Genomic DNA, 19,638 nt, shown 5'->3' with positions numbered 1-19,638 from the left:
ACGATGAACTTCGATCCGCGATACTCGGGACGCAATTTCACCTCCGTCGGCACGCGCCCGATCCGCCCCGACGGCGTCGACAAGGTGACGGGACGCGCCCGCTACGGCGCCGACTTCAACATGGCCGGCCAGCTGGTCGGCCGGATCTTGAGAAGCCCGCACGCCCATGCGGTGATCAGGAACATCGACACCTCGAAGGCGGAGAAGCTCGCCGGCGTGAAGGCGGTGATCACGGCGAAGGACCTGCCCGACCTCACAGATGGCGATGCCGCCATGTACGACATCCTCGACAACTGCATGGCGCGCAAGAAGGCGCTCTATGACGGCCATGCGGTGGCCGCGGTCGCGGCGGTAGACGCCCGCATAGCCCGCCAGGCGCTGAAGCTGATCGAGGTCGACTACGAGGTGCTGCCGCATGTCACCGATGTCGACGAGGCGATGAAGCACACCGCACCGGTGATCAACGACACGGTCTTCACCGAGGGTGCCGAGGAAAAGCCCGCCAAGGCCTCCAACGTCACCAAGCGCAGCCAGTTCGGCCATGGCGACACCCATGCCGGCTTCGCCCAGGCCGATTTCGTCGTCGAGCGCTCGTTCAAGACCGAGCAGACGCATCAGGGCTATATCGAGCCGCATGCCTGCGTCGGCAGCGTCAACCCGGACGGCACCGCGGATCTGTGGGTCTGCACCCAGGGCCATTTCGTCTACCGCCAGCACTGCGCCCAGCTGCTCGGCATCGAGGTCTCCAAGCTGCGCGTCACCTCTTCCGAGATCGGCGGCGGCTTTGGGGGCAAGACCCATGTCTGGGCCGAGCCGGTGGCGCTCGCGCTGTCGCGCAAAGCCGGCCGCCCGGTGAAGCTGGTGATGACCCGCGACGAGGTGTTCCGCGCCTCCGGCCCGACCAGCGCCACCTCGATCGACGTTCGGATCGGCGCCAGGAAGGACGGCACGATCACCGCGGCGGAAGCGACGCTGCGCTACAGCTGCGGCCCCTATGCCGGCATGTGGGCCGAGATCGGCGCCATGACGGCGTTCGCCTGCTACAAGCTCGAGAACGTCAAGACCGTCGGCTACGAGGTGCTGGTCAACCGGCCGAAGACCGCGGCCTATCGCGCGCCGTCGGCGCCGATGGCGGCCTTCGCGGTGGAGAGCGCGATCGACGAGCTCGCCAAGGAGATCGGCATGGATGCGGTCGAGTTCCGCATCAAGAACGCCGCCCAGGAAGGCACACGCTCCTCCTATGGCCCGGTCTACGGCCCGATCGGCATCGGGCCGACGCTCGAGGCGGTGAAGCAGCATCCGCACATGAAGGCGCCGCTGAAGGCAAACCAGGGGCGCGGCATGGCCTGCGGCTTCTGGTTCAACTTCGGCGGCCAGACCTGCACCGACCTGAACATCGGCATGGACGGCTCGGTCTCGCTCGCCGTCGGCACGGTCGACGTCGGCGGCTCGCGCGCGTCGCTGTCGCTGGTGGCGGCGGAGGAGCTCGGCATCGACTATGCCCAGGTCAAGGCGGTGGTCGCCGACACGTCCTCCCTCGGTTACAACGACATGACCGACGGCAGCCGCGGCACCTTCTCCTCCTCGATGGCGACCATCTCGGCCGCCCGCAATGCGATTAAGACGCTGCGCGAGCGCGCAGCGCAGATGTGGGAGATTCCGGTCGACGACGTCGCCTGGGAACAGGGCCACGCTGTGGCTAAAGGCGAAAAACACGGCAATCTCGGCAAGCTGTCGCTGAAGGAGATCGCAGCCGCCGCGGCCAAGACCGGCGGGCCGATCGCCGGCCATAGCGAGCTCGTCGCCGACGGCGCCGGCGTCTCCTTCGCCACCCATATCTGCGACATCGAGGTGGACCCCGAGACCGGCTTCACAAAAGTGCTGCGCTACACGGTGGTGCAGGATGCCGGCAAAGCGGTGCACCCGACCTATGTCGAGGGCCAGTACCAGGGCGGTGCGGCGCAAGGCATCGGCTGGGCGCTCAACGAGGAGTATATCTACGGCCAAGACGGGCGGCTGCAGAACCCCGGCTTCCTCGACTACCGCATCCCGGTCTGCTCCGACCTGCCGATGATCGACACCCAGATCCTGGAAATCCCCAACCCCAACCACCCCTATGGGGTGCGCGGCGTCGGCGAGACCTCGATCGTGCCGCCGCTGGCGGCGATCGCCAACGCGGTGTCGAACGCGGTCGGCGTGCGCATGACCCACATCCCGATGTCGCCGCCGCGGATTCTCGCGGCGCTGGAGGCGGAGCGGGAAGGCTGAAGCCATTCCAGCGGTCTTCCGTCCGGAATTGCGTCAAAACAAAGGGATGGAGCATGATGCCGAAAAGGTCGGACATGCTCCATCCCCAATGAGGGTCTAGGTCCGATGGTCGCCGTCACGCTCTGGGGTTCGCTCAGCGCCGCCGCCGGAGGCAAGGACAAGCTCGACATCGAGGCCAAGGACATCAGGGAGCTGTTCCGCAAGCTTTCGGAACAATATCCCGGCATCGAGCCCTGGATCGACCGGGGGATTGCGGTGTCGATCGACGGGGTAATTTATAGGGATACGTGGGGGAAGGAGCTGCCGCCGGGGGCGGAGATTTTTCTGCTGCCGCGGTTGGCTGGGGGGTGAATGGGGGCCTGCCTCAACCTATCGATGATCTCGATCTTGGCCAACCACCGCGCGCAAAAGCTCAAATAACTCGACTCTCCCGAGGTTCGCCGAAGCCGACCGCAGCAGGTAGTCAAACTTCACCAAAAGTGCCGCATTTCTTCTTGGATTCAACAGTAAGCATTCCGACCAAATATCCGCTTCATTGTCGATTGCTGCTGAATACTTCAGAATCCAGTACATTAATATTTGCCTAAAATCCCCAGATACAAAATTTCTATCGGTGTGCTTCACTTCAACAAGCATCCCTCCGATGGCAAAGTCCCCTGCTCCAGACGCAATCCAGCCCAACCCTGGGATCACGGGGCTTCTTTCCAGTTGCGCCTCGGGCCTCTGACGTCCAACCCTCTGCAACATAGCGACTAAATTGCGCGCGGCATGGCTTGCTATATACACATCCCATTGATCGAGTTTTTCTGGGATCTTCGCATCATAGTGCTTTGCTTGACGCTCCGTTGCGATCCGGAGGCAATCTTCCCAACTTGGTGCACTGTGTCCACTGAGAATACCCTCTGCTCGAACTATTGCGAGCTCAAATAGCATCGCTTTCTGGAGCTTACTATGCTCAACGAGCGTATCCGATATTGGCTTTATACCTGAGAACGAGAACATTTTTCTGTTTAGCGAACTCACCAGCCCGCCGGACAGACGGGGAAAAAGCACATCTAGTACCCCCGGTATATCCCGCGCTACAGTCCTCGGATCACGAAGAGGGAGCCGTTCAAGCGACATCTTTCGCCCAATCTTCGTAGCAAGATGCAAAGGTAGCGCCACCGGCCGACTCAAACCCGAGCCGCCAAACCTGACCTAACGACCTCCGCAACTGACTCCTAGCGTGAGCGCCGTCGTCGCCAAAATTCCCTGCTGCCAGCCAGAGCATCCGCTGCTCATCAGCCCCTAAGTTCTGCCACTGATTTCTCAAACGGGTGAAGCTCGCACGTTCGCGCCAGTACCTCCAGCAGTCGATACAGGCACGCTTTACCGACTGCGAAGAGGTATGATCGTAGACACCCCGAATAAACGCGCCACGCACCTCCGTCCTTTTAAATCGTATTGCACGTAAGAAGTGGAGAATATTTGCCTCAGGCAATAGAAGGTGCGATGCTGTCGACAACACGTCATCAAGCAATTGGTCAATATGATCGAACACAGCCTTAAACTCATCATTTGATCTTACTGAATATACCCCTCTCAAGATCTTCGACCAAGAAGCCCTAAACGAATCAAGATTCTTAGGATCCAGCAATGTAGCGCACAATTGAGCAGCCACCGCCGGCTCTTGGAACTTCAGGGCACGACCTATTTGTGCTAGCACGAAACTGTCTGGTTGTGACTTTTCTTTTTCGAGGTCAAGCAAAAACTGGATGTCAATCTCATCGAAAGATTTCTTCAGTTGCTCGTATTCGCCCCGAGCCATGTCGGAATACGGATCAAAATGCAGATCAAGCTCTCTCAGGGCAACACTTGCGTCTTCGCCGCCACTAAGTTGAGCAGCAATGTAATCAATATAGTGCTTTGCACTCAGTATAGTAGTTTTGCTTCGATTCAGCGACAGGCCGTAATCTGCAAGAGAATGCGAGAGCACCGAGAGCGCCTTATAAGCGTCCTGTTGAGAGCTGCAAATCAAGGTGAAGTCATCGACGTAGCGGTGCCAAACGATGCCTGCATCAGAAAGCGAGAGGTCAATTGGCGTCATCATCACCTCCGCAAGAATCCGGGCGCACTGTCCTCCCACAGGCAACCCAAACGAACGACCTGCAGCCAATTTACTCAGTATGCGATTGACCTGCAGCGCCACGGTGGAGTCTTTGCTCTCAAGGTCTTTGACAACATTTTCCAGTCGATGGTGATATATATGCTCGTAGAAACTTGAGATATCCGTCTGAACAACGACACATCCCTCCTGTTGGAGCGCCTTTTCCTCAAGGGTAACCTCCTTGTACGCTCGCCATGATCTCGCTCTATCGAAGAACTCAGGGTTCTGGCCTCCAAGACGGTATGAGTGCACCCGAGGGCTCCGATTTCCTTCGTTTGCTTGGGCGATGGCAAGCCCAAGCCCGTTCAAGTACAGATTCCAAAACGGGTGGATTTTTGTGGTAATGCGAAATCCATGAGATCTCGAAGGGGCTAGCAATCGTTCAGAGCCGACCGTAAGCTCGTTCATGAATGCAACGGCTTCTTTCTCGGGCTTGTCGTCAACGAACTTGAATAAAGTGAAACAAATTTCGGACAACTCTTTCGACTTATCTTTGATAAACGCTGCATCTACATCATATGACAGCGTATCATTCTCGCCAGCCTGACCGATCTCTAAAGCCGCCTGTAAGAAATGCTCTCGTTTTACTTCCATCTTTACCCCCATTCTGCCCATCAGCCGCCGCAAATCAGGCTGGGAGCCCATCACGCAGTCGGCATGAGGCTGCGACGTCTCGTGAGATTCGTCCCAGTCGGCCCGCCGAGTAAGTTTGCGACGCAAGTCCCCAAGGGCTGACATTAGGTATAGCGAATTGCGACTACAACCAAGAGGTCTCGGCTGCTCAACGGCGATCACATAGAAATTGTGCGGCCGCACGACTGTTTCGTTAGCGCTTGCTGAAAAGCAGTATGGAACATTTCATAGAGGCCGCCGTTGAGCGCAACGCAGGCGCGAAGGCACATAGAGCAAACTATGACCAAGCTGTCCCGTATTCCGCCTCTTAGCAAAACGGGAAAGAAGCACGGCGGTGATCCGACCGATGATCAGGGCCGCTTCTACCTGTGCCCGATCTGTGGGCAGCAGGTCGATAAGCGAGATCTACGACAGGTCATCTGGCACGAGAAGCAAGGGCACGAACCGCTCGAATTGGACATGTAAGCGCAGGCGACCAGCCCGCGACGATTCAGTTTGCACCTCGTGCTCGAAACGCATTCTGCTAGAGCAGGTCTGCCTTATCCCCCGCTGTCTTCACTCTCGTCCGAGAGGGCGTCCATTGACACCAAGAGCTCCCGCGCACTGACCTTCCGCACGGGACCCGCAACGTCAAACTGGTGCTCTATCAGTATCGGGGTCGGAATCTCATTGGCCAAGATGCGAGCCCGAAGAAGATAGCTCCCCGGGCTCGTGGGCAGGAGTGCCAAATCCTCTTCAGCGCGAACCGTCTGGCCTGGCCGTATCGTTCCTATGGTTATATGAGCCACCGGCTCGCAACCGCGATCATCGACAACCATGAGCTGGTTAGCACGCTCCAGCTTGAGCTGGGCTAAGTAGGAGGTGCCTGGCACCTCGGGCATGCAGTCGGCCCGAAGCATCGACATCGCCTCTCCTTCCGGGCAATTGCAAGTCACTTCGAGATGTGTATCTCCGAGGGAGAACTCAGAATTGTTGGACAACAATAACCTAACCTGTATCACCCGCCTCCAACTTGAGTAATAGTAAGCACCGTCTCTCCAATAGTTCTTGTTCGAAAGAGGTCTTGGGAAGGCGAACATTTCGTTCCGATTTTCGGCGAAATCAGGCAATTTTTCTGGGAAGGTCAGGAACTCCCTTTCGAAGCTACTCGGCAAAGGCTGGTTCTCGGGGCCATGGAATGACAGCAAAACCCGAGCTTCGCTCCGCGCCACGTTGGCTGCTCCCATCATCGCGATCTCTCGAGGTGACGCAATCGCGGTGGCACTCCCTCGGCGGATATACACTGCGTCCTTGGTCAACTTGCCGTAGGCCCTCTTGAGGTAGAAGGGCCGTTGCTGCTTCGGTATGGAAATCACGGCTATGTGCTGGCCTTCGAACAGTCCTTCCTCGTAACGGAAGTTCAGCTTGCTCTCGAGCTTTCCATTTACGAATTCTTGGAGGCGAGAGTCATCGATGGCGCCTTCTGAGGACAATCCAACCACTTCCGCCGGATGGGGAGGGTTTTCCCTAAACCCCACTAGTATGTAACCGGTACCGTCCCGGTGCGCGTTGGCCAGCGCTAGGATGTCCTTTAGAATTTCCGACTTCTCTTCATCGCTGGCGCTGGCAAATGGATAGCGCTCCGCCTTATAGTCCAAGTCGGCCCCCTCGCCCCTGCAGCGCAACTCCTCCAGCAATGCGTTGGTTAGCATCTGATAGGCATCCCCTCACCGATGCGACGTCGCAAGCTTCAGCGCCAGGCCCACGAACACCAGTCCGGCGATCTTGTTCAGCCACAGCTGCCCCCGGTCGGACTGGCGCAGCCAGCGGCTGAGCGTTCCGGCCAGCATCGAGATCAGCGTGAACGACAAGAAGGCGCAGAGGATGAAGATGGCGCCGAGCAGCAGCATCTGGGCGACGATGCTGCCGCGCTCCGGATGGGTGAACTGCGGCAGGAAGGCGAGGAAGAAGATCGCCACCTTCGGGTTGGTCACGTTCATGACGATGCCGCGCAGATACATCTGCCGCATCGGCTTGGCTTTGCCGGCGGCGCTTGCCAGCGCCTCGGGCCTGGCGCGAAAGGCCTTGTAGGCGAGATAGATCAGATAGGCCGCGCCGATGATCTTCAGCGCGTCGAAGGCGGCTTGCGAGGTCTGGAAGATGGCCGCCACGCCGATGGCGACCGCAACGGTGTGGACGATCAGCCCGGTGCAGAGGCCGAGGGTGACGAACACGCCCACCATGCGGCCATAAAGCGCCGATTGGATGAGCACGAACAGATTGTCGGGCCCAGGCACAAAGGCCAGCAGCGTCGCGGCCGCGGCAAAGGCAACGATCGTGTCGAGTGGCAGCATCGCCGTGGCTTCCCGTTTCGGATGCGGTCTTGTGCACCATCGGCACGGCTTATGCAAAGGTCGCGGCGGTGCGCTGGACGGATGCAGCGATCCTATGTTCGACACCCCAAGGGCCAGGAACCAAGGCCCTGCTGTCAGTCGGCCATGATCCTTCAAGATTTTCCAGCGTCGTGGGAGCCCTCAGTGCGATCGGCATCCTCGCCTACCGGTGCCTCGTCGCGGTTGTCAGTGTCGGTGGTTTCAGCGTTGCCGGCAGTGACCTGCTACCGGGCCGATCCGGAAAGCCGCAAGGGCCGCCGCAGGAACGGGCCGAAGGACCAGGGCTTTCAGCTCACGCTTTATTGAGAGATCGGCAATCAAGCGCGCTTGTCATCGTCGTGATGACTGGCTGCGCAGCCCTTGTCGAGGGCGACGCCGCCTATGTCCGTCGGCGCAGGCCGCACAGGCCAGTGCTGCAGTGTCGCTTCACCGGCGCGAGGAGCCAGGCAAATTGCGGCCGTCGGCGAAGCGCGCTCTTCGCTTGCTCGCGACCTGCATCGCCGGCGTCCAGCCAAGGCCGCGGCATGCGATCCAAAGCAGAACGGCCTGACCGGCCAAGCCGACGACAATCGACGTAACGGCAATGCCCGAGATGATATCGGCATCCATGTTCGAGAGCCCCCGCCCCGCCTAAAACGCGCCGCGCTGAACCGGGTTCAGGCGGCGCGCTTCAGGTCTTCGTGTCGATGCACGTCGTTGCCCCAGTACCGCCCACACATCCGAGCGACATGCATTAACTTATGGCGTGAAGAATTGATCCCAATCGCGTCTGAGTCGAGGGCCGCCGCCTACTGCAATAAATGGACTTAGCCAAAAGGCGTATAGTGTGAGCGGCGCCGCATTTTTAAGCAAATTCAGCAAACGCAGCGGTTTTTCCTCTGGCGCCGTGCCTTTCGTCATCCCAGGGCGGAGCAAGCAGCGAAGCGACGCGCGCAGACCCTGGGACCCATACCGTTACCTGCGTGCGTTGCGACGATGCGGAATTTCTGCCCCGCCGCGTTCCACGGCGAGCGTCACGGCATGGATCCTCGGGTCAAGCCCGAGGATGACGAAGCGTCGGCGGCGCCGCCCCTACGCCTCCAGCGTCGGCTGGGTGTTGACCTCCAGCGCCTCTTCCGCCTCGTCCTCGTCGCCGAGAACCTCGCCCTTCACCGCCAGCGGGCGGCCGATCCAGATCGGGTCGAGCGTATGGTCACGCTTGGGGTTGGTGGTGTTGGGGTGGATGAGAATGCTCAGGCCGCCGTGGTTCAGCATCAGCCACGGCACGATCGAAGCGAAAATCTCGTTGGCGAAGGAGACCTGGTACATGGCCTGCTGGTGCGGGCCGACCGGCTCGTCGCGCCAATCGCCCAGCCGCACGCGGAAGCTTTCGCCGATGCGCTGGCGCAGCCATTCGGCATGCCGCCGCTCGGCCTGCCCGTCATAGTAGATATGGGCGTGATAGCTGGCGATCTCGGCGAGCCGGCGCGGACTGTGCGACTTCGAACCCGCGGCGTCTTCGTTCATCTCAATTCTCCCCTTCGACGATGGCCGCCCGGCGGAATTCCCCCCGCAGGGCCGCGCTGCGGGCCCTGCCCGCAGGCGGATGCCGGCTCATGGGTGGCGTTGGCGCTCCAGGCCGCATGGCCGGCCGATGTGAGCTGTTCGGAAGCGTCGTTCATGTTCTCTCCCGGGTCGCGCCACGCCTGTCGCCATGTGACGGCGGGAACAAGATATCGCTTGCCCGGCATCGTCAACAGCCATCCGAACGGCCGAAGCGACGAGCTGCTGTCTCAGTCCCTGCCCCGGCTCCCCCGACTCCCCGGATTCCGGCCGCCTGCCGGGAACCAAATGGCGGGCAAGACTGTTCAGCTTTCACTTTGATCCGACGCCGACCTGCCCGGCCGGGCACGCGGCGATGTCGAGGAGTCCCCATCATGAAGATTTCGTCCAGGTTCCGTTCCATCGCGTTTGCCGCCATCGCCGCCGGCAGCGTCGGCCTTGCCGGCGCCGCACATGCCGACACCGGCACGATCCGCTTCGCCGTCTACAAGGCGGCCTTCTTCGTCGGCGGCTCGGGTGGCGAGGGCACGCTGACCTTCCACGGCCGCCGCTATCCGATCACGATCGGCGGCATCTCGGGCGGCCTCGCCTTCGGGGCGTCCAAGACCTACTTCAAGGGCAAGGTGCGCAACATTCGCCGCGCCCGCGACGTCACGGGCGTCTATGGTGCTGCCGGCGGCGGCGGCGCGCTGGGCAAAGGCGCGCAGGTCATCGTCATGACCAACGACAAGGGCGCCGAGCTCGAACTCACAGGCCGGCAGGTGGGCCTGCAGGTCAATGCCGACCTCAGCGGCATGAGCATCACGGTGAAATAGCCGGCACCAGAATGCGGAGCGCCGCCTCCTGGCGAGGCGGCGCGGTTTCTCACTTGTTGGCGTGGGCCGACGGCGCCGTCTTGCCTTCAGTGGCCGACGGCATGCTCCTGATCGAGGCGCCCGTCTGGGTATCGGTGGCCGGCACGGTGGCGTCTTCGCCGGACAGCGGGCTACCCTGTCCGACCACATCCTCGCCGGTGGGAGCCTTGTTGTTGATGCCGTTCTGGAACGGCTGGCTGTCGGTGGTCAGGCCGCCAGCCTCGGTGGCGGTCAAGAGGTGATCGGCTGCCGACGCGGGGCCGGCAAGCAGCGTGAACGCTGCAAGGATGACGAAGGTTCGCATGAGGGGTCTCCAATGGGAGTTCAACGTCCCATGCGGCGCCCGACCTTGGGCTGTGCGGAAGGCCGAAAGCGGCAGGGACGGCCGTCCCTTCATGGCTTCAACGCCGCGCTTCAGCGCCCTGTTCCCGAAAAACGTCCGTGCGGCGCGCGTCGAGGCCGCGGTCTCGCCCTGCCCGGCGCCGGCGGTTGAGCCTGGCCCGGCGTCATATCACCGCGGTGACCCTGCCCGCCGCGTCGAGGCGGCAGCCGACTTTGGCCTGCCGGATTTCGATGCCGCCTTGCCTTGCGTAGTCTATGCGCACCTCGATGGGGGCATTGAGTCCGCCTCCGCGCCGGCGCAAAAGGCCGGCGCTTGCCACGTAGACACGCATGGCGCCGAGCGGCCTGGCGGCGGTCATGATCGCCGCGCGGCAGGTGCGCACCACGGCGGCCGGCGTGCCGGGGATCGCTTTCAACGGCGACAGCGGCGCGACGGGATAGCCCTTGGTGGCCCGCTGCAAATCGCCCTCGCCGGCCTTGGAGGGCCTCAGCGCGCGCGGCAGGGCGATGGGCTTTCCGGCGCCCTTGGCCGAGGGAGCGGCCGTCGTGACCGCGTCGGGACTGGCAGCCGATGCGCTTGCGGCGGCTGATGGATTGGCGCTGACGCCTGCCGACACGCCAGCGCTTGCGGCGGCTGATGGATCGGCGCTGACGCCTGCCGAGACGCCAGCGCTTGCGCTGCCCAGATTGGCGCCGGCGCTGACGCCCGTGCCGCCGGTGCCGGTCGATGCACCGACATTCGCACCGCCGACGCCGTCGGCGCTCGCGCCGACCCCGACGGAGGCGCCTTGCGAACCGGCGCTCACGCCAGCGTTCGCCCCGACGCCGCCGACGCTGGCGCCCACGCCCGCTTCAAGAGCCAAGGCCGGCCCGGTCGAGATTCCGATCGCCAGCGCGGCCGCAAGATAGTTTTTCATGGCCATCCTCCTGCTGCGGCATGCATCTCGCCTCACCATTCATCACCGGCGAGGTCGAACCTCGGCGGTCGCGTCGGAAGCAAGGCGGGCGGAAGCGTTATGGTCGCCACCAGATCGGCTTGCGGCTTGCGAAGCTGTTTGCGCGCAGGCACGGGACGCTCCGACACAGCTGCAAGCCGATGGGCCGGATTGCGGGCTTTCGGCGCGCGCGTCAGGCCCACCGCGCGGCCGCGCGCCTTGGCGACGTCATTGGGCTGCCGCGCGGCACCGAGGCTGCGGGCCAGGCCGTTTGCCCTTTCACGCTCTTCCTGCAAGGCCGCGCCGAGGCCTTCCGCGGCCTGCCGTGCCGCGTCGCGCTCCTTGCGCACAGCGTCGAGATCGTGTGCAGCGGCATCTGCCCGTTGGCGCGCCAGCTCCAGCGCCTCGCCGGCCTGCTTCAGCTCCGCCTCGGCCGCCTGCCGGTCCCTCACGGCGCCGGCCTGCTCGGCCGCGGCGCGATCCGCGCCGGTCTGGAGGGCGACGATGGTCTGGCGGGAGGTGGCGAGTTCCTGTTCCAGGCGCCCGACCCTTTGCCGCTCCACAGCCAGCGCCTGCTCGACCGCAGCCTGCGAGGCCTGCGTCGCGTGCTGCGCTCCAAGCATCGCGGCCTTCTCGTTGTCCCAGACGATGGCCTTGGCCTTGAAGCCCTCGATCGTGCGCCGCGCCGCCTCAAGGTCGCGCGCCAGCGCTTCGGCCGTCCGCCGTTGCTCCTCGAGGGCTTGTCCTTGCCTGGCCGCCGCATCAGTCCCTGCGCGTGCCTGGGCGCTCAAGTCGCGGGTGTTGCGCTGCATGAGGTCCACGGCCGCGCGCGCCGCCGCCAGTTCGCGGCGTAAGCCGGTCTCCTCATGCCCGCCAAGCAAGGCTTGCGCGCCTTGCCTGAGCGCCTGCGCCGCCTTGAACGCCAGTTCCGCGGAGAGTTGCGGCTCGGGGGCGCCCGCAGGCGCCGTGCCAGGTTCCTTCTCGATGTTGCCGCCCTGCGGAGCCGGCGAGTTGGCGGTGGCTGCGGCAACCGCCGGCGGTTCGGGCGCCGGCTTGTCGCCTGCGGCCGCCAGGGAGGCTGTCGTTTCCATGGCTGGCTGGGCTATGCGTTTGACCGTCGTCTCCGGCCGCTCGGCCTGGCCGCTTCTGGCTTGCAGGCAATCGGCGATCAGCTTTGCCAGCTCGTCGGTTTGCAGGCCCGCGGCTTCGAGCCTGCCGATGTTCGGCAGCTCGAGCCCGCCGGTCGCGTCGATGCTGAAATTCTGGTTGAGCTGCAAGCCTTCCACGGCACCGTCGCGCAGGGTCGTCCAGCGCCAGACGCGCAGTTCGATCCTGTCTCCCGGCGCCAGCTTGTCGTCGGCCGCCGCCTGGCTGCTTGCCGCAGATCCCAGCAGCAGAACGAGCCAGAGCGAGATGAGGCACAGCATGGGGCTGGGCGCTCTGCCGCGCCGCCCATGAAGCAAACTCAAATACCGCCGTTTGGTGGAGGTGGAGTCACGGTGGAGGTATGTCGACTGGCTACCCATCACTGAACCCTCCGGCTGCGCGACCCTTGCCGCTGTCTTCTCCGTGAACCCGCATCGCGCGGCTGCATGCCGCACCGAACGACGAATGATAGAAAAGCTCCCGGCCACGCCAAGCACCGCAAAAGGCTTAGGGACTGTCTCCTTTCAACTTAGCCGCTATCCATCCGTCGTGGGTGGTGGTGCGAGCGTTGAAATTCGCTCCCAGTCCTCTTAACGGGTGGCTCGAAAATTAGTTTCCGCTAATAAACACGACGGGCCGCGCCACGGTCGTGGCGCCTCATTGCGCCTCGCGCCGTCCGCCATCGCGCCCGCCGCTGCCCCACAAGGCGCGCGCGAACACGTTGCGCCTGCCCTTGCGCGGGACGAGGTTGATGTCGCTGACCATGATCGCGCCGCCCTTGCGGCGCTCCAGCGTGATCTTGCGGCTGTGGAAGGCCTCGAGCTCGGCCCGGTGCGCGACGCTGATGATGGTGACCTTGGGCAATTCGTGGATGATGGTCTGCATCATCTGGTCCTGGCTCTTCTCGTCCAGCGCCGAGGTCGCCTCGTCCAGCACGATGATGTCGGGGCTGTGCAGCAACAGACGCGCGAAGGCCAGCCGCTGCTTTTCGCCGCCCGACAGCGTCTGGTCCCAGGGCGCCTCCTCCTCGATGCGGTCCTTCAGATAGTCGAGGCCGACCTTGTCGAGCGCGGCGCTGATCTCTTCGAGCGTCCAGTTGTCGGCCGCGCCCGGATAGGCGACGGCGCGGCGCAGCGTGCCCGAGGGCACGTAAGGGCGCTGCGGCAGCATGAACAGGCGCCGGTCGGGGTGGAAGTTGACGCTGCCGCCGCCCCAGGGCCACAGGCCGGCGACGGCCCGCACCAGCGTCGACTTGCCGGAACCGGATTCGCCGGCCACCAGCACCCTCTCGCCCGGCTCGATCGCGACCTCGGTCTCCTTGACCACGGCGGTGCCGTCGTCGAGCGAGACGGAGAGATTGTCGAGCGAAAGCATCGCCTCGCCGTCGGTCTCGCCGCGCTGGATGCGGCCCAGCTTGTCGCTCTGTTCGGCGCGCTCCAGCCCGTCGAGCGACATCATCAGCGAGGCGATGCGCCGGGCCGAGGCGTTCCAGTCGGCCAGGCGCGGATAGTTGTCGACCAGCCAGCCGAAGGCGCCCTGCACGATGCCGAAGGCGGATGCCGCCTGCATGACCTGTCCGAGGCTCATGTCGCCGGCGAGGAATTTCGGCGCGCAGAGCAGCACCGGCACAACCGGGGCGAACAGGATCGACCCTTGAGACACCAGCGCGGTGCGCATGTGCTGACCGGTCAGCAGCGCCCATTGCTTGAGCACATGGGCGAAGTCCTTGTCGATGCCGCTGCGCTCCTCCTCCTCGCCGCCGAGCAGGGCGATGCTCTCGCCGTTCTCGCGCACGCGCGTCAGCGTGTAGCGCATTTCGGCCTCGGCCTGGTTCTTGCGCTCGGAGAGATGGATGAAGTTGCGGCCGATCACCACCATCGAGGTCGAGGTGATGCCGGCATAGATCACCGCGGTGATGACCAGGAAGCCGGGGATGGTGACGCTCTCACCGCCGATCGGCAAGGTCAGCGCGCCGCCGATGGTCCACAGCACGACGATGAAGGTCGAGGCGGCCAGGAAGGCGTTCAGCACGCCGGAGATGAAATCGACGGGCGACTCGGTGGCGATGCGCAGGTCCTCGGTTATGCGGGCCTCGGGGTTCTGGTGGTCGCCGCCGACCAGGTTCAGCTGGTAGTAGCGGCCGTTGGCGAGCCAGCGCGCGATGACGGCGGTGGTCAGCCAGGAGCGCCAGCGGCGCTGGATGGTCATGCGCAGATAGACCTGCGCCACGACAAGGCTGCCGCTGCAAAGCACCAGCGGCACGAACACGGCGCTGAGGAAATAGACGCTGCGGGCGTTGCGCTGCTCGAGCGCGTCGAAGATCGAGCGGTTCCAAACGTTGATGCCGTACTGGAAGCCGACATTGATGCAGATCATCACCAGGACGCCGATGGTGAACGGCCAGGCGAGCCTGTCGCCGCGGCGGCTCCAGTAGCCGCGCGCGCTGATCCAGAAGCGCCTCAGCAGATATTTCCTCCGCGCCCGGTCGGCCTGCTCCGGCGTCAGCTCCGGACCGGGCTCGACCGCATCGGGCGGCGGCGGCCCCGGCTCGCCGACGACCCCCGACGCGACCTCGACAGGCGAGACCTTGTCCTCGGGGGGCTTGTGCGAAGGCGACCTTTCTTCGCGCGCTGTCCTGGCGCGCGGTTTCCCGTCATGCGGCTTGCCGCGCGGCTTCCTTGGGCGCGCTTTCCCATCGCCCGATTTCGCTGAGCGCAATTTCTGTGGACGCGATTTCTCTGGGCGCGATTTCTCTGGGCGCGATTCCGCTGAGCGCGATTTTTCGTCGCGCAGTTGCTCTGCCCGCAGCTTTCCCGGCCGCGACAGCCTATCCTCCCCCGATTTGGCCCCATCGGCCGCTTTTGGCCTGGCGTCTATCTCCGACATCAGCCGACAACGGCTCAAAAATCAGAAGGTTTCATGCCTCCGGGATGCCAGGCCGGGGCTTCTGGTGTTCCAGGTCCCGGCGACGGCCGCGCCGATGCGGCTCAGGGCAGCGGAGCCGGCGCGTCGGCGAGCGTTCTGAGATAGGCGATTGCTGCGACCGCACCGGCCTTATCAATCGAATCAATGGGGAACCAGAACCGAGACGCTGAGGGCGTTAGACACAGCAGATGTGACCATTGGCAAAGATGACTGACTCCACTTTGCTTGACGTGCGGTGGAAACCGGCGCCGGGCTTGGGTGCTCGGCGTCACACGTCCTGCTTCTTCACGAGGATCTCCGCACCACGCCCCCACTTCCGGGGATGTGGAGCATCCCCGGTTCCAACCCGATCTCACTTCTTGTTCGAAGCATGCCCGAATCGCCACATGTTAAAAGGCCGCCAGATACGTTAGAGCCTTCTCATATAATGTGAGGGACGGAGGAAAATGCAGGTCGTTGCGGTCGAGTTGGTGGCGAGACTTCGTGATGCGATCGAGGCGATTGGAAACCACCTCTCGGATATGGATAGCGGGTAGTGTCTCAGTTTGAAATTTGGGCGCAAGGCAAAAGCGCCTTGCCGCGTTTGCTCCCCTAGGCCGAACCGCCTATATGCTTGGTGGTATGGAGAACGAACAAGAAAATCAGCCGGACGTTTTTGAGCTGCTACGCGATACCGAGCGATCGCGCGTTCGGCTGGCAAAGTCCATCCTGGCAGCCTACAAAGCAAACGCAATGCCTCTCCCCGCCACACCGGAAGACATCACGTATTGGGAAAAGGAATTGTCAGACGCCGAGTTGGAATTGTCGAGGCTGCACGATGCCCACCGGACCTAAAGGCCAGAAGCGACCAGCCGACGTGATCGGCAACGCCGTCCGCGTCATGCGCATTGCTACGGGCGAGGAAGCCGACGATACGCCAGATGACGGTAAGAACCCAGCTGCCAAAGAGCTTGGGTCGAAAGGCGGAAAGAAACGCGCCGCCAACATGTCACCGGAGCGGCGCGCGGAGATCGCGAAGAAGGCGGCTGCGAAGCGGTGGGCTAAATAGCTAGCCGAGAAGATGGACGCCGTTGCGCCGAAGCCGGGAAAGCGCGGCCCCTACAAAAGCGCGTGGCCGAAAATTCAAATTGAGACACTACCGGATAGCGCGAAGCTGCAGGCGCTTGAGAAACGGTTGCCAAGGAATGCTCGGCCGGGAAGCGCCGAGGCGACAATGCTCTTGCTCGTTTATCAGGAAATGGAAAAACGCAAACGCTAGCCCAGATCACATCTGGTGGGTCTGCGCGATTGAACTTGTGCCCCTTGGCGCGAAGAAACACGTCCACCTGACTCTCTGATAAGTCTCGAACTTCATGTGTGGAATGATCGTCCGATAGAGCGTCACTAGCCGCTCACAGATGTGATATCGATCATCGGGCGCTGCCTGTACACGCTCTCTTGGGATGAACCACTCCGCTTGTTGTAGGTCATTCATGTGAGTCGGGCGGGACAGCCTGACATAGTAACCGTCTTTCGTCGCCCTGACGTCATTGGGATCGATTGGGTGGCAATCTTTGTTGCCGCAGCAAGCATAATGAAGAACCGGGTCAGTTTTGGCAGTGTACCAATCGTGAGCATTCGCACTGCTGGCTAAGGCAAGCCATATCAATGCAATAGGCCTTTTCAACTGCACCATGGAAGTAGCCCCTCGCATTTGCATAGCATATTAGTATATGCTAATCTAGGAGCTGAACTCGCATCGCTCAGCGAAAAAATCCACCGGGCCCCTTGTTTCAAGGTTCGACAGCCGGAGCAGATAAGCGATCGATTCATCGCGGATTAGCTATGGGCGGCGAGCCGAATTCGTTGCGAAGCCTGCGATCGTCGATGCTGGCTCTCGCTCGCTTTGACAGAAATCGAACGAACTCTCGTGGGGGGGGGCGCCCGCATGCAGCGCAATGAACGACTTGCCAAGCTCCCGACGCTCCGACGCCGGTAGGTTATTTGCAACTCGGTACTTAGCTGGTCACTTGCTGGAGGAGCACATGGCGAAACTCACCGTTGATCAATATATGGCGGGGGCAGCCGCGCGACTTGGCCATCTGACGCAGACATATGCGATCATTTTTTTCGCCAATATCGGGACTATGTTCGCGATACTGGCGTACGGACCATCAGCGGGACTAGCCGCAAGGCTCGCGCTCGCGACGATTGTGGTCGCAATTACGGTTTATGGTGTTCTGGCTACTAGGTCCGCCATGGATGAGCTAAAGGCAATGCTGGATGATGCCGTCGACGACTTCTCGGGCAGCCGCTTCGGCGCTCATCTGAAGCAGATACCTGTGGCGCTGTTCATCGGAGCAAGCGTGATCCTCGTTCTTGCGATGGGCTTGACGCAGCTGTGGGCGATCGCTTCGGCCTGACTGGGACTGATCTTGACTGTGGACTGCGGCTGCACTTCAGGCTCGTTTAGCCGACGCGCCAGTTCTCATGGCAGGGGAACCGGCGTGTCGGCCAGCGTCCTGAGATAGGCGATCACGTTCAGCCGGTCGGTCTCGTCGGGCACGCCGCGGAAGTCCATGTTGACGCCGGGCGTCGTCAGCGTCGGACCGGCGAGGAAGATATTGAGGTCCTCATAGGTCCAGGCACCGTCCCAGGCGAGCAGGGTCTTGGAGTAGCGCTCGAATGTCGTCGAGGCCTTGTCGCGTCCGACGACGTTCCACAGGTTCGGCCCGATGGTGGAATTGTCCTTCGGCCGCACGACGTGGCAGGGGGCACAGGTGGTGGCAAACAGGGCTTGGCCCTTGGCCGGGTCGCCCTTCGCCAGACTGGCGGAAATCGGCGGCGGCTTCAGGATGACGACGCCATGCGCCAAAAGATAGGCGGCGATGTCGGCATGGTCGTCGTGCCTGGCAAGGTGATAGGGCGTGATGATGCCCGGCAGCTCGGTGGGGTCGCCCTGGATCCAGACGGCGTTGACGTCGGCGCCGGCCTCGACCAACACCTTGACGCAGTCGAGGCAGCCATTGGCGACGGCCAGCGTCAGCATCGGCTCGCCCCGCGTCGTGCCGTTGGCGTCGGCGCCATGCGCCAGAAGCAGCTGGATCATGTCGGCGGCGTTCTTCAGCACGGCAACGGTCATCGGCAGTCCGAGCTTCGACTCCTTGTTGACGTCGGCGCCGCGCTTGATCAGCAGTTCGGCCGCCTCCACATGGCCGCTGCGCACCGCCAAGAAGAGCGGCGTGGCGCCCTTCTCCTGCGCCTCGATGTCGGCGCCGGCATCGAGCGCCGCAGTGATGGCGCCGAGGTCGCCGCTCTTGGCCGCGTCGTGGAGCGGACCGGCGCGGGCGGCTGCGAGAGCACCCAGGAAAATCAGCAAGCTTGCGATGAGACCACGCATCCGGCCGTCCCTCCCGCCGATACGGATCGAAGAAGGTACACCCGATCAGGGTTCGCGAACAGTGCAGAGCGGGCCGTCGCGCGGCTTTCTAGGCGGCGCGGGCGGGAACCGGCTTCGGCTTCAGCACCGTCGCAAGCACGATGCCGGCAACGATGAAGACGGCGCCCAAGAGATCGTAGTCGTGCAGGCTCTCGCCGAGCAAGAGATAAGCGAGAATGGCGACGAACATGGTCTGCAGATAGAGCAGCATGCTCGCCCGGCTGGCGCCCAGCGTCTCGACGCTGCGGTTGTAGAGATAGTACATCAGCGCGCCGCCGGGCCCGGCCAGATAAGCGAGCGCCAGCAGGCCGTTGGCGTTCATGGTGGAGCGTTCGTCGTTGGCCAGTTCCCACAGATGGAAAGGCAGCGCGACCAGCGCCCCGGCCCCCAGCAGCAGCACGACCAGCGGCAAGAGCTCGATGCCGAATTTGGCGCGGCGCACGAGCACGGTGTAGAGCGCCCAGCACAGCGCGCTGCCGACGATCCACAACTCGCCGAGATTGAAGCGCAGCTGCAGCAGCGCCGTCAGGTCGCCATGCGCGACGATGACCAGCATGCCGACGAGCGCGATCGCCGCGCCCACCGACTGCCAGAGCCCGAGCGGCTCGCCGAGCACGAAACGGGCAAGCACCATGGTCATGACCGGCGACAGCGCCATGATGATGCCGGCCGTGGTCGCGTCGGTGTCGGCGAGGCCGTGATAGATCATGCCCTGGCAGATGGTGAGGCCGATAGCGCCGACGGCGACGATCTCCAGCGCCCGGGTCTTGAGCAGCGCAATCATCGCGCCGTGATGGCGGTGCACGATCGGCAGCAGGATGGCGCAGGCCAGCGCCAGCCGCCAGAAGCACAGTCCCCAGGGCGGCATTTCCGGCGCCACCCATTTGGCCGCGATATAGACGCCGGCCGAAAGCAGCCAGCACAGCACGGCGGCCGGATAACCGCTCAGGGAGGACATGGCCGCGACGGCGGAGCGCTCGCCATGATGGGCTATCGGCATTGCCTGCATGTCATACCCCCTGCTCGATGAATGCCCGCGTGCGCGGCGGGCACTATA

General features: G+C 63.0%; 19 protein-coding genes. 7 read left to right on the top strand and 12 right to left on the bottom strand.

Translation table 11 applies throughout. The features are described from left to right. The first annotated feature begins 3 nt into the window (after positions 1-3). Both EN818_RS11185 and EN818_RS11180 read left to right on the top strand, forming a co-directional pair. Positions 4-2,268 (top strand): xanthine dehydrogenase family protein molybdopterin-binding subunit, encoded by a 2,265-nt coding sequence (locus EN818_RS11185; RefSeq protein WP_095808961.1) that lies wholly within the window; start codon positions 4-6, stop codon positions 2,266-2,268. A gap of 105 nt (positions 2,269-2,373) precedes the next feature. Beyond that, positions 2,374-2,619: a MoaD/ThiS family protein gene (locus tag EN818_RS11180; protein ID WP_095808906.1), complete on the top strand. Its 246-nt coding sequence runs from the start codon at positions 2,374-2,376 to the stop codon at positions 2,617-2,619. Between the two features lie 18 nt (positions 2,620-2,637). Here EN818_RS11180 and EN818_RS11175 read toward each other — a convergent pair whose 3' ends face one another. Continuing rightward, positions 2,638-3,291 (bottom strand): hypothetical protein, encoded by a 654-nt coding sequence (locus EN818_RS11175; RefSeq protein WP_245518819.1) that lies wholly within the window; start codon positions 3,289-3,291, stop codon positions 2,638-2,640. An 88-nt stretch (positions 3,292-3,379) separates the two neighbouring features. Then, positions 3,380-5,059: an RNA-directed DNA polymerase gene (locus EN818_RS11170; protein WP_245518818.1), complete on the bottom strand. Its 1,680-nt coding sequence runs from the start codon at positions 5,057-5,059 to the stop codon at positions 3,380-3,382. Between the two features lie 267 nt (positions 5,060-5,326). Between EN818_RS11170 and EN818_RS11165 the strand changes: the two genes are divergently transcribed. Then, entirely contained in the window at positions 5,327-5,512 is a 186-nt protein-coding gene (locus tag EN818_RS11165; RefSeq protein ID WP_095808959.1) for a hypothetical protein, read from the top strand. Positions 5,513-5,586: 74 nt separating this feature from the next. Here EN818_RS11165 and EN818_RS11160 read toward each other — a convergent pair whose 3' ends face one another. The 4 genes from EN818_RS11160 to EN818_RS11145 form a co-directional block, all read right to left on the bottom strand. Beyond that, the gene (locus EN818_RS11160) at positions 5,587-6,738 is read right to left on the bottom strand and encodes an ATP-binding protein (protein WP_095808904.1); all 1,152 of its coding nucleotides are present in this window, start codon (positions 6,736-6,738) and stop codon (positions 5,587-5,589) included. Positions 6,739-6,753: 15 nt separating this feature from the next. Beyond that, positions 6,754-7,380, bottom strand: a complete 627-nt coding sequence (locus EN818_RS11155) for a LysE family translocator (protein WP_095808903.1) — start codon at positions 7,378-7,380, stop codon at positions 6,754-6,756. Between the two features lie 465 nt (positions 7,381-7,845). Then, the gene (locus EN818_RS11150) at positions 7,846-8,028 is read right to left on the bottom strand and encodes a hypothetical protein (protein ID WP_095808902.1); all 183 of its coding nucleotides are present in this window, start codon (positions 8,026-8,028) and stop codon (positions 7,846-7,848) included. 462 nt (positions 8,029-8,490) lie between these two features. Then, positions 8,491-8,925 (bottom strand): DOPA 4,5-dioxygenase family protein, encoded by a 435-nt coding sequence (locus EN818_RS11145; RefSeq protein ID WP_095808901.1) that lies wholly within the window; start codon positions 8,923-8,925, stop codon positions 8,491-8,493. A 410-nt stretch (positions 8,926-9,335) separates the two neighbouring features. Between EN818_RS11145 and EN818_RS11140 the strand changes: the two genes are divergently transcribed. After that, a complete protein-coding gene (locus tag EN818_RS11140; protein ID WP_095808900.1) occupies positions 9,336-9,776 on the top strand; it encodes a hypothetical protein in 441 nt (146 codons plus the stop codon). A gap of 49 nt (positions 9,777-9,825) precedes the next feature. On the opposite strand, the gene EN818_RS11135 is transcribed toward EN818_RS11140, so the two are convergent. The 4 genes from EN818_RS11135 to EN818_RS11120 form a co-directional block, all read right to left on the bottom strand. Continuing rightward, complete coding sequence (locus EN818_RS11135) at positions 9,826-10,119, bottom strand: hypothetical protein (protein WP_095808899.1); 294 nt, start codon at positions 10,117-10,119, stop codon at positions 9,826-9,828. Between the two features lie 202 nt (positions 10,120-10,321). After that, positions 10,322-11,074, bottom strand: coding sequence for a hypothetical protein (locus EN818_RS11130; protein ID WP_095808958.1), 753 nt, complete (start codon positions 11,072-11,074; stop codon positions 10,322-10,324). Positions 11,075-11,106: 32 nt separating this feature from the next. Next, a complete protein-coding gene (locus EN818_RS11125) occupies positions 11,107-12,519 on the bottom strand; it encodes a polysaccharide biosynthesis/export family protein (protein WP_165349871.1) in 1,413 nt (470 codons plus the stop codon). A 376-nt stretch (positions 12,520-12,895) separates the two neighbouring features. Continuing rightward, positions 12,896-14,956, bottom strand: coding sequence for an ABC transporter ATP-binding protein/permease (locus tag EN818_RS11120; RefSeq protein ID WP_095808957.1), 2,061 nt, complete (start codon positions 14,954-14,956; stop codon positions 12,896-12,898). Between the two features lie 1,024 nt (positions 14,957-15,980). On the opposite strand from EN818_RS11120, the gene EN818_RS11115 reads away from it, so the two are divergent. From EN818_RS11115 to EN818_RS11100, 3 genes are all read left to right on the top strand, one after another. Then, a complete protein-coding gene (locus EN818_RS11115; protein WP_095808896.1) occupies positions 15,981-16,211 on the top strand; it encodes an RNA-binding protein in 231 nt (76 codons plus the stop codon). A 12-nt stretch (positions 16,212-16,223) separates the two neighbouring features. Then, on the top strand, positions 16,224-16,421 hold the full coding sequence (locus EN818_RS11110; protein ID WP_129552837.1) for a hypothetical protein: 198 nt from the start codon (positions 16,224-16,226) through the stop codon (positions 16,419-16,421). A gap of 766 nt (positions 16,422-17,187) precedes the next feature. After that, the gene (locus tag EN818_RS11100) at positions 17,188-17,565 is read left to right on the top strand and encodes a hypothetical protein (protein WP_095808956.1); all 378 of its coding nucleotides are present in this window, start codon (positions 17,188-17,190) and stop codon (positions 17,563-17,565) included. A gap of 65 nt (positions 17,566-17,630) precedes the next feature. Here EN818_RS11100 and EN818_RS11095 read toward each other — a convergent pair whose 3' ends face one another. Both EN818_RS11095 and EN818_RS11090 read right to left on the bottom strand, forming a co-directional pair. Further along, complete coding sequence (locus EN818_RS11095) at positions 17,631-18,542, bottom strand: ankyrin repeat domain-containing protein (protein ID WP_095808895.1); 912 nt, start codon at positions 18,540-18,542, stop codon at positions 17,631-17,633. 88 nt (positions 18,543-18,630) lie between these two features. Continuing rightward, entirely contained in the window at positions 18,631-19,590 is a 960-nt protein-coding gene (locus tag EN818_RS11090; protein WP_095808894.1) for an EamA family transporter, read from the bottom strand. Between the last annotated feature and the right edge of the window lie 48 nt (positions 19,591-19,638).

It is taken from the genome of Mesorhizobium sp. M3A.F.Ca.ET.175.01.1.1 (assembly GCF_004791945.1).
In the GTDB taxonomy this organism is placed as follows: domain Bacteria; phylum Pseudomonadota; class Alphaproteobacteria; order Rhizobiales; family Rhizobiaceae; genus Mesorhizobium.
Note: the sequence above shows the minus strand (reverse complement) of the source record. Positions and strands in the feature narration are given on the sequence as shown.

What these genes read in the sequence shown, in the direction of transcription:
- EN818_RS11180 (WP_095808906.1), top strand. Translation starts at nt 2,374, where the DNA reads ATGGTCGCCGTCACGCTCTGGGGTTCGCTCAGCGCCGCCGCCGGAGGC.
- EN818_RS11130 (WP_095808958.1), bottom strand. Translation starts at nt 11,074, where the DNA reads ATGAAAAACTATCTTGCGGCCGCGCTGGCGATCGGAATCTCGACCGGG.
- EN818_RS11170 (WP_245518818.1), bottom strand. Translation starts at nt 5,059, where the DNA reads ATGGGCTCCCAGCCTGATTTGCGGCGGCTGATGGGCAGAATGGGGGTA.
- EN818_RS11185 (WP_095808961.1), top strand. Translation starts at nt 4, where the DNA reads ATGAACTTCGATCCGCGATACTCGGGACGCAATTTCACCTCCGTCGGC.
- EN818_RS11110 (WP_129552837.1), top strand. Translation starts at nt 16,224, where the DNA reads ATGGACGCCGTTGCGCCGAAGCCGGGAAAGCGCGGCCCCTACAAAAGC.
- EN818_RS11160 (WP_095808904.1), bottom strand. Translation starts at nt 6,738, where the DNA reads ATGCTAACCAACGCATTGCTGGAGGAGTTGCGCTGCAGGGGCGAGGGG.
- EN818_RS11140 (WP_095808900.1), top strand. Translation starts at nt 9,336, where the DNA reads ATGAAGATTTCGTCCAGGTTCCGTTCCATCGCGTTTGCCGCCATCGCC.
- EN818_RS11145 (WP_095808901.1), bottom strand. Translation starts at nt 8,925, where the DNA reads ATGAACGAAGACGCCGCGGGTTCGAAGTCGCACAGTCCGCGCCGGCTC.
- EN818_RS11090 (WP_095808894.1), bottom strand. Translation starts at nt 19,590, where the DNA reads ATGCAGGCAATGCCGATAGCCCATCATGGCGAGCGCTCCGCCGTCGCG.
- EN818_RS11155 (WP_095808903.1), bottom strand. Translation starts at nt 7,380, where the DNA reads ATGCTGCCACTCGACACGATCGTTGCCTTTGCCGCGGCCGCGACGCTG.
- EN818_RS11135 (WP_095808899.1), bottom strand. Translation starts at nt 10,119, where the DNA reads ATGCGAACCTTCGTCATCCTTGCAGCGTTCACGCTGCTTGCCGGCCCC.
- EN818_RS11095 (WP_095808895.1), bottom strand. Translation starts at nt 18,542, where the DNA reads ATGCGTGGTCTCATCGCAAGCTTGCTGATTTTCCTGGGTGCTCTCGCA.
- EN818_RS11125 (WP_165349871.1), bottom strand. Translation starts at nt 12,519, where the DNA reads ATGCTGTGCCTCATCTCGCTCTGGCTCGTTCTGCTGCTGGGATCTGCG.
- EN818_RS11165 (WP_095808959.1), top strand. Translation starts at nt 5,327, where the DNA reads ATGACCAAGCTGTCCCGTATTCCGCCTCTTAGCAAAACGGGAAAGAAG.
- EN818_RS11150 (WP_095808902.1), bottom strand. Translation starts at nt 8,028, where the DNA reads ATGGATGCCGATATCATCTCGGGCATTGCCGTTACGTCGATTGTCGTC.
- EN818_RS11100 (WP_095808956.1), top strand. Translation starts at nt 17,188, where the DNA reads ATGGCGAAACTCACCGTTGATCAATATATGGCGGGGGCAGCCGCGCGA.
- EN818_RS11115 (WP_095808896.1), top strand. Translation starts at nt 15,981, where the DNA reads ATGCCCACCGGACCTAAAGGCCAGAAGCGACCAGCCGACGTGATCGGC.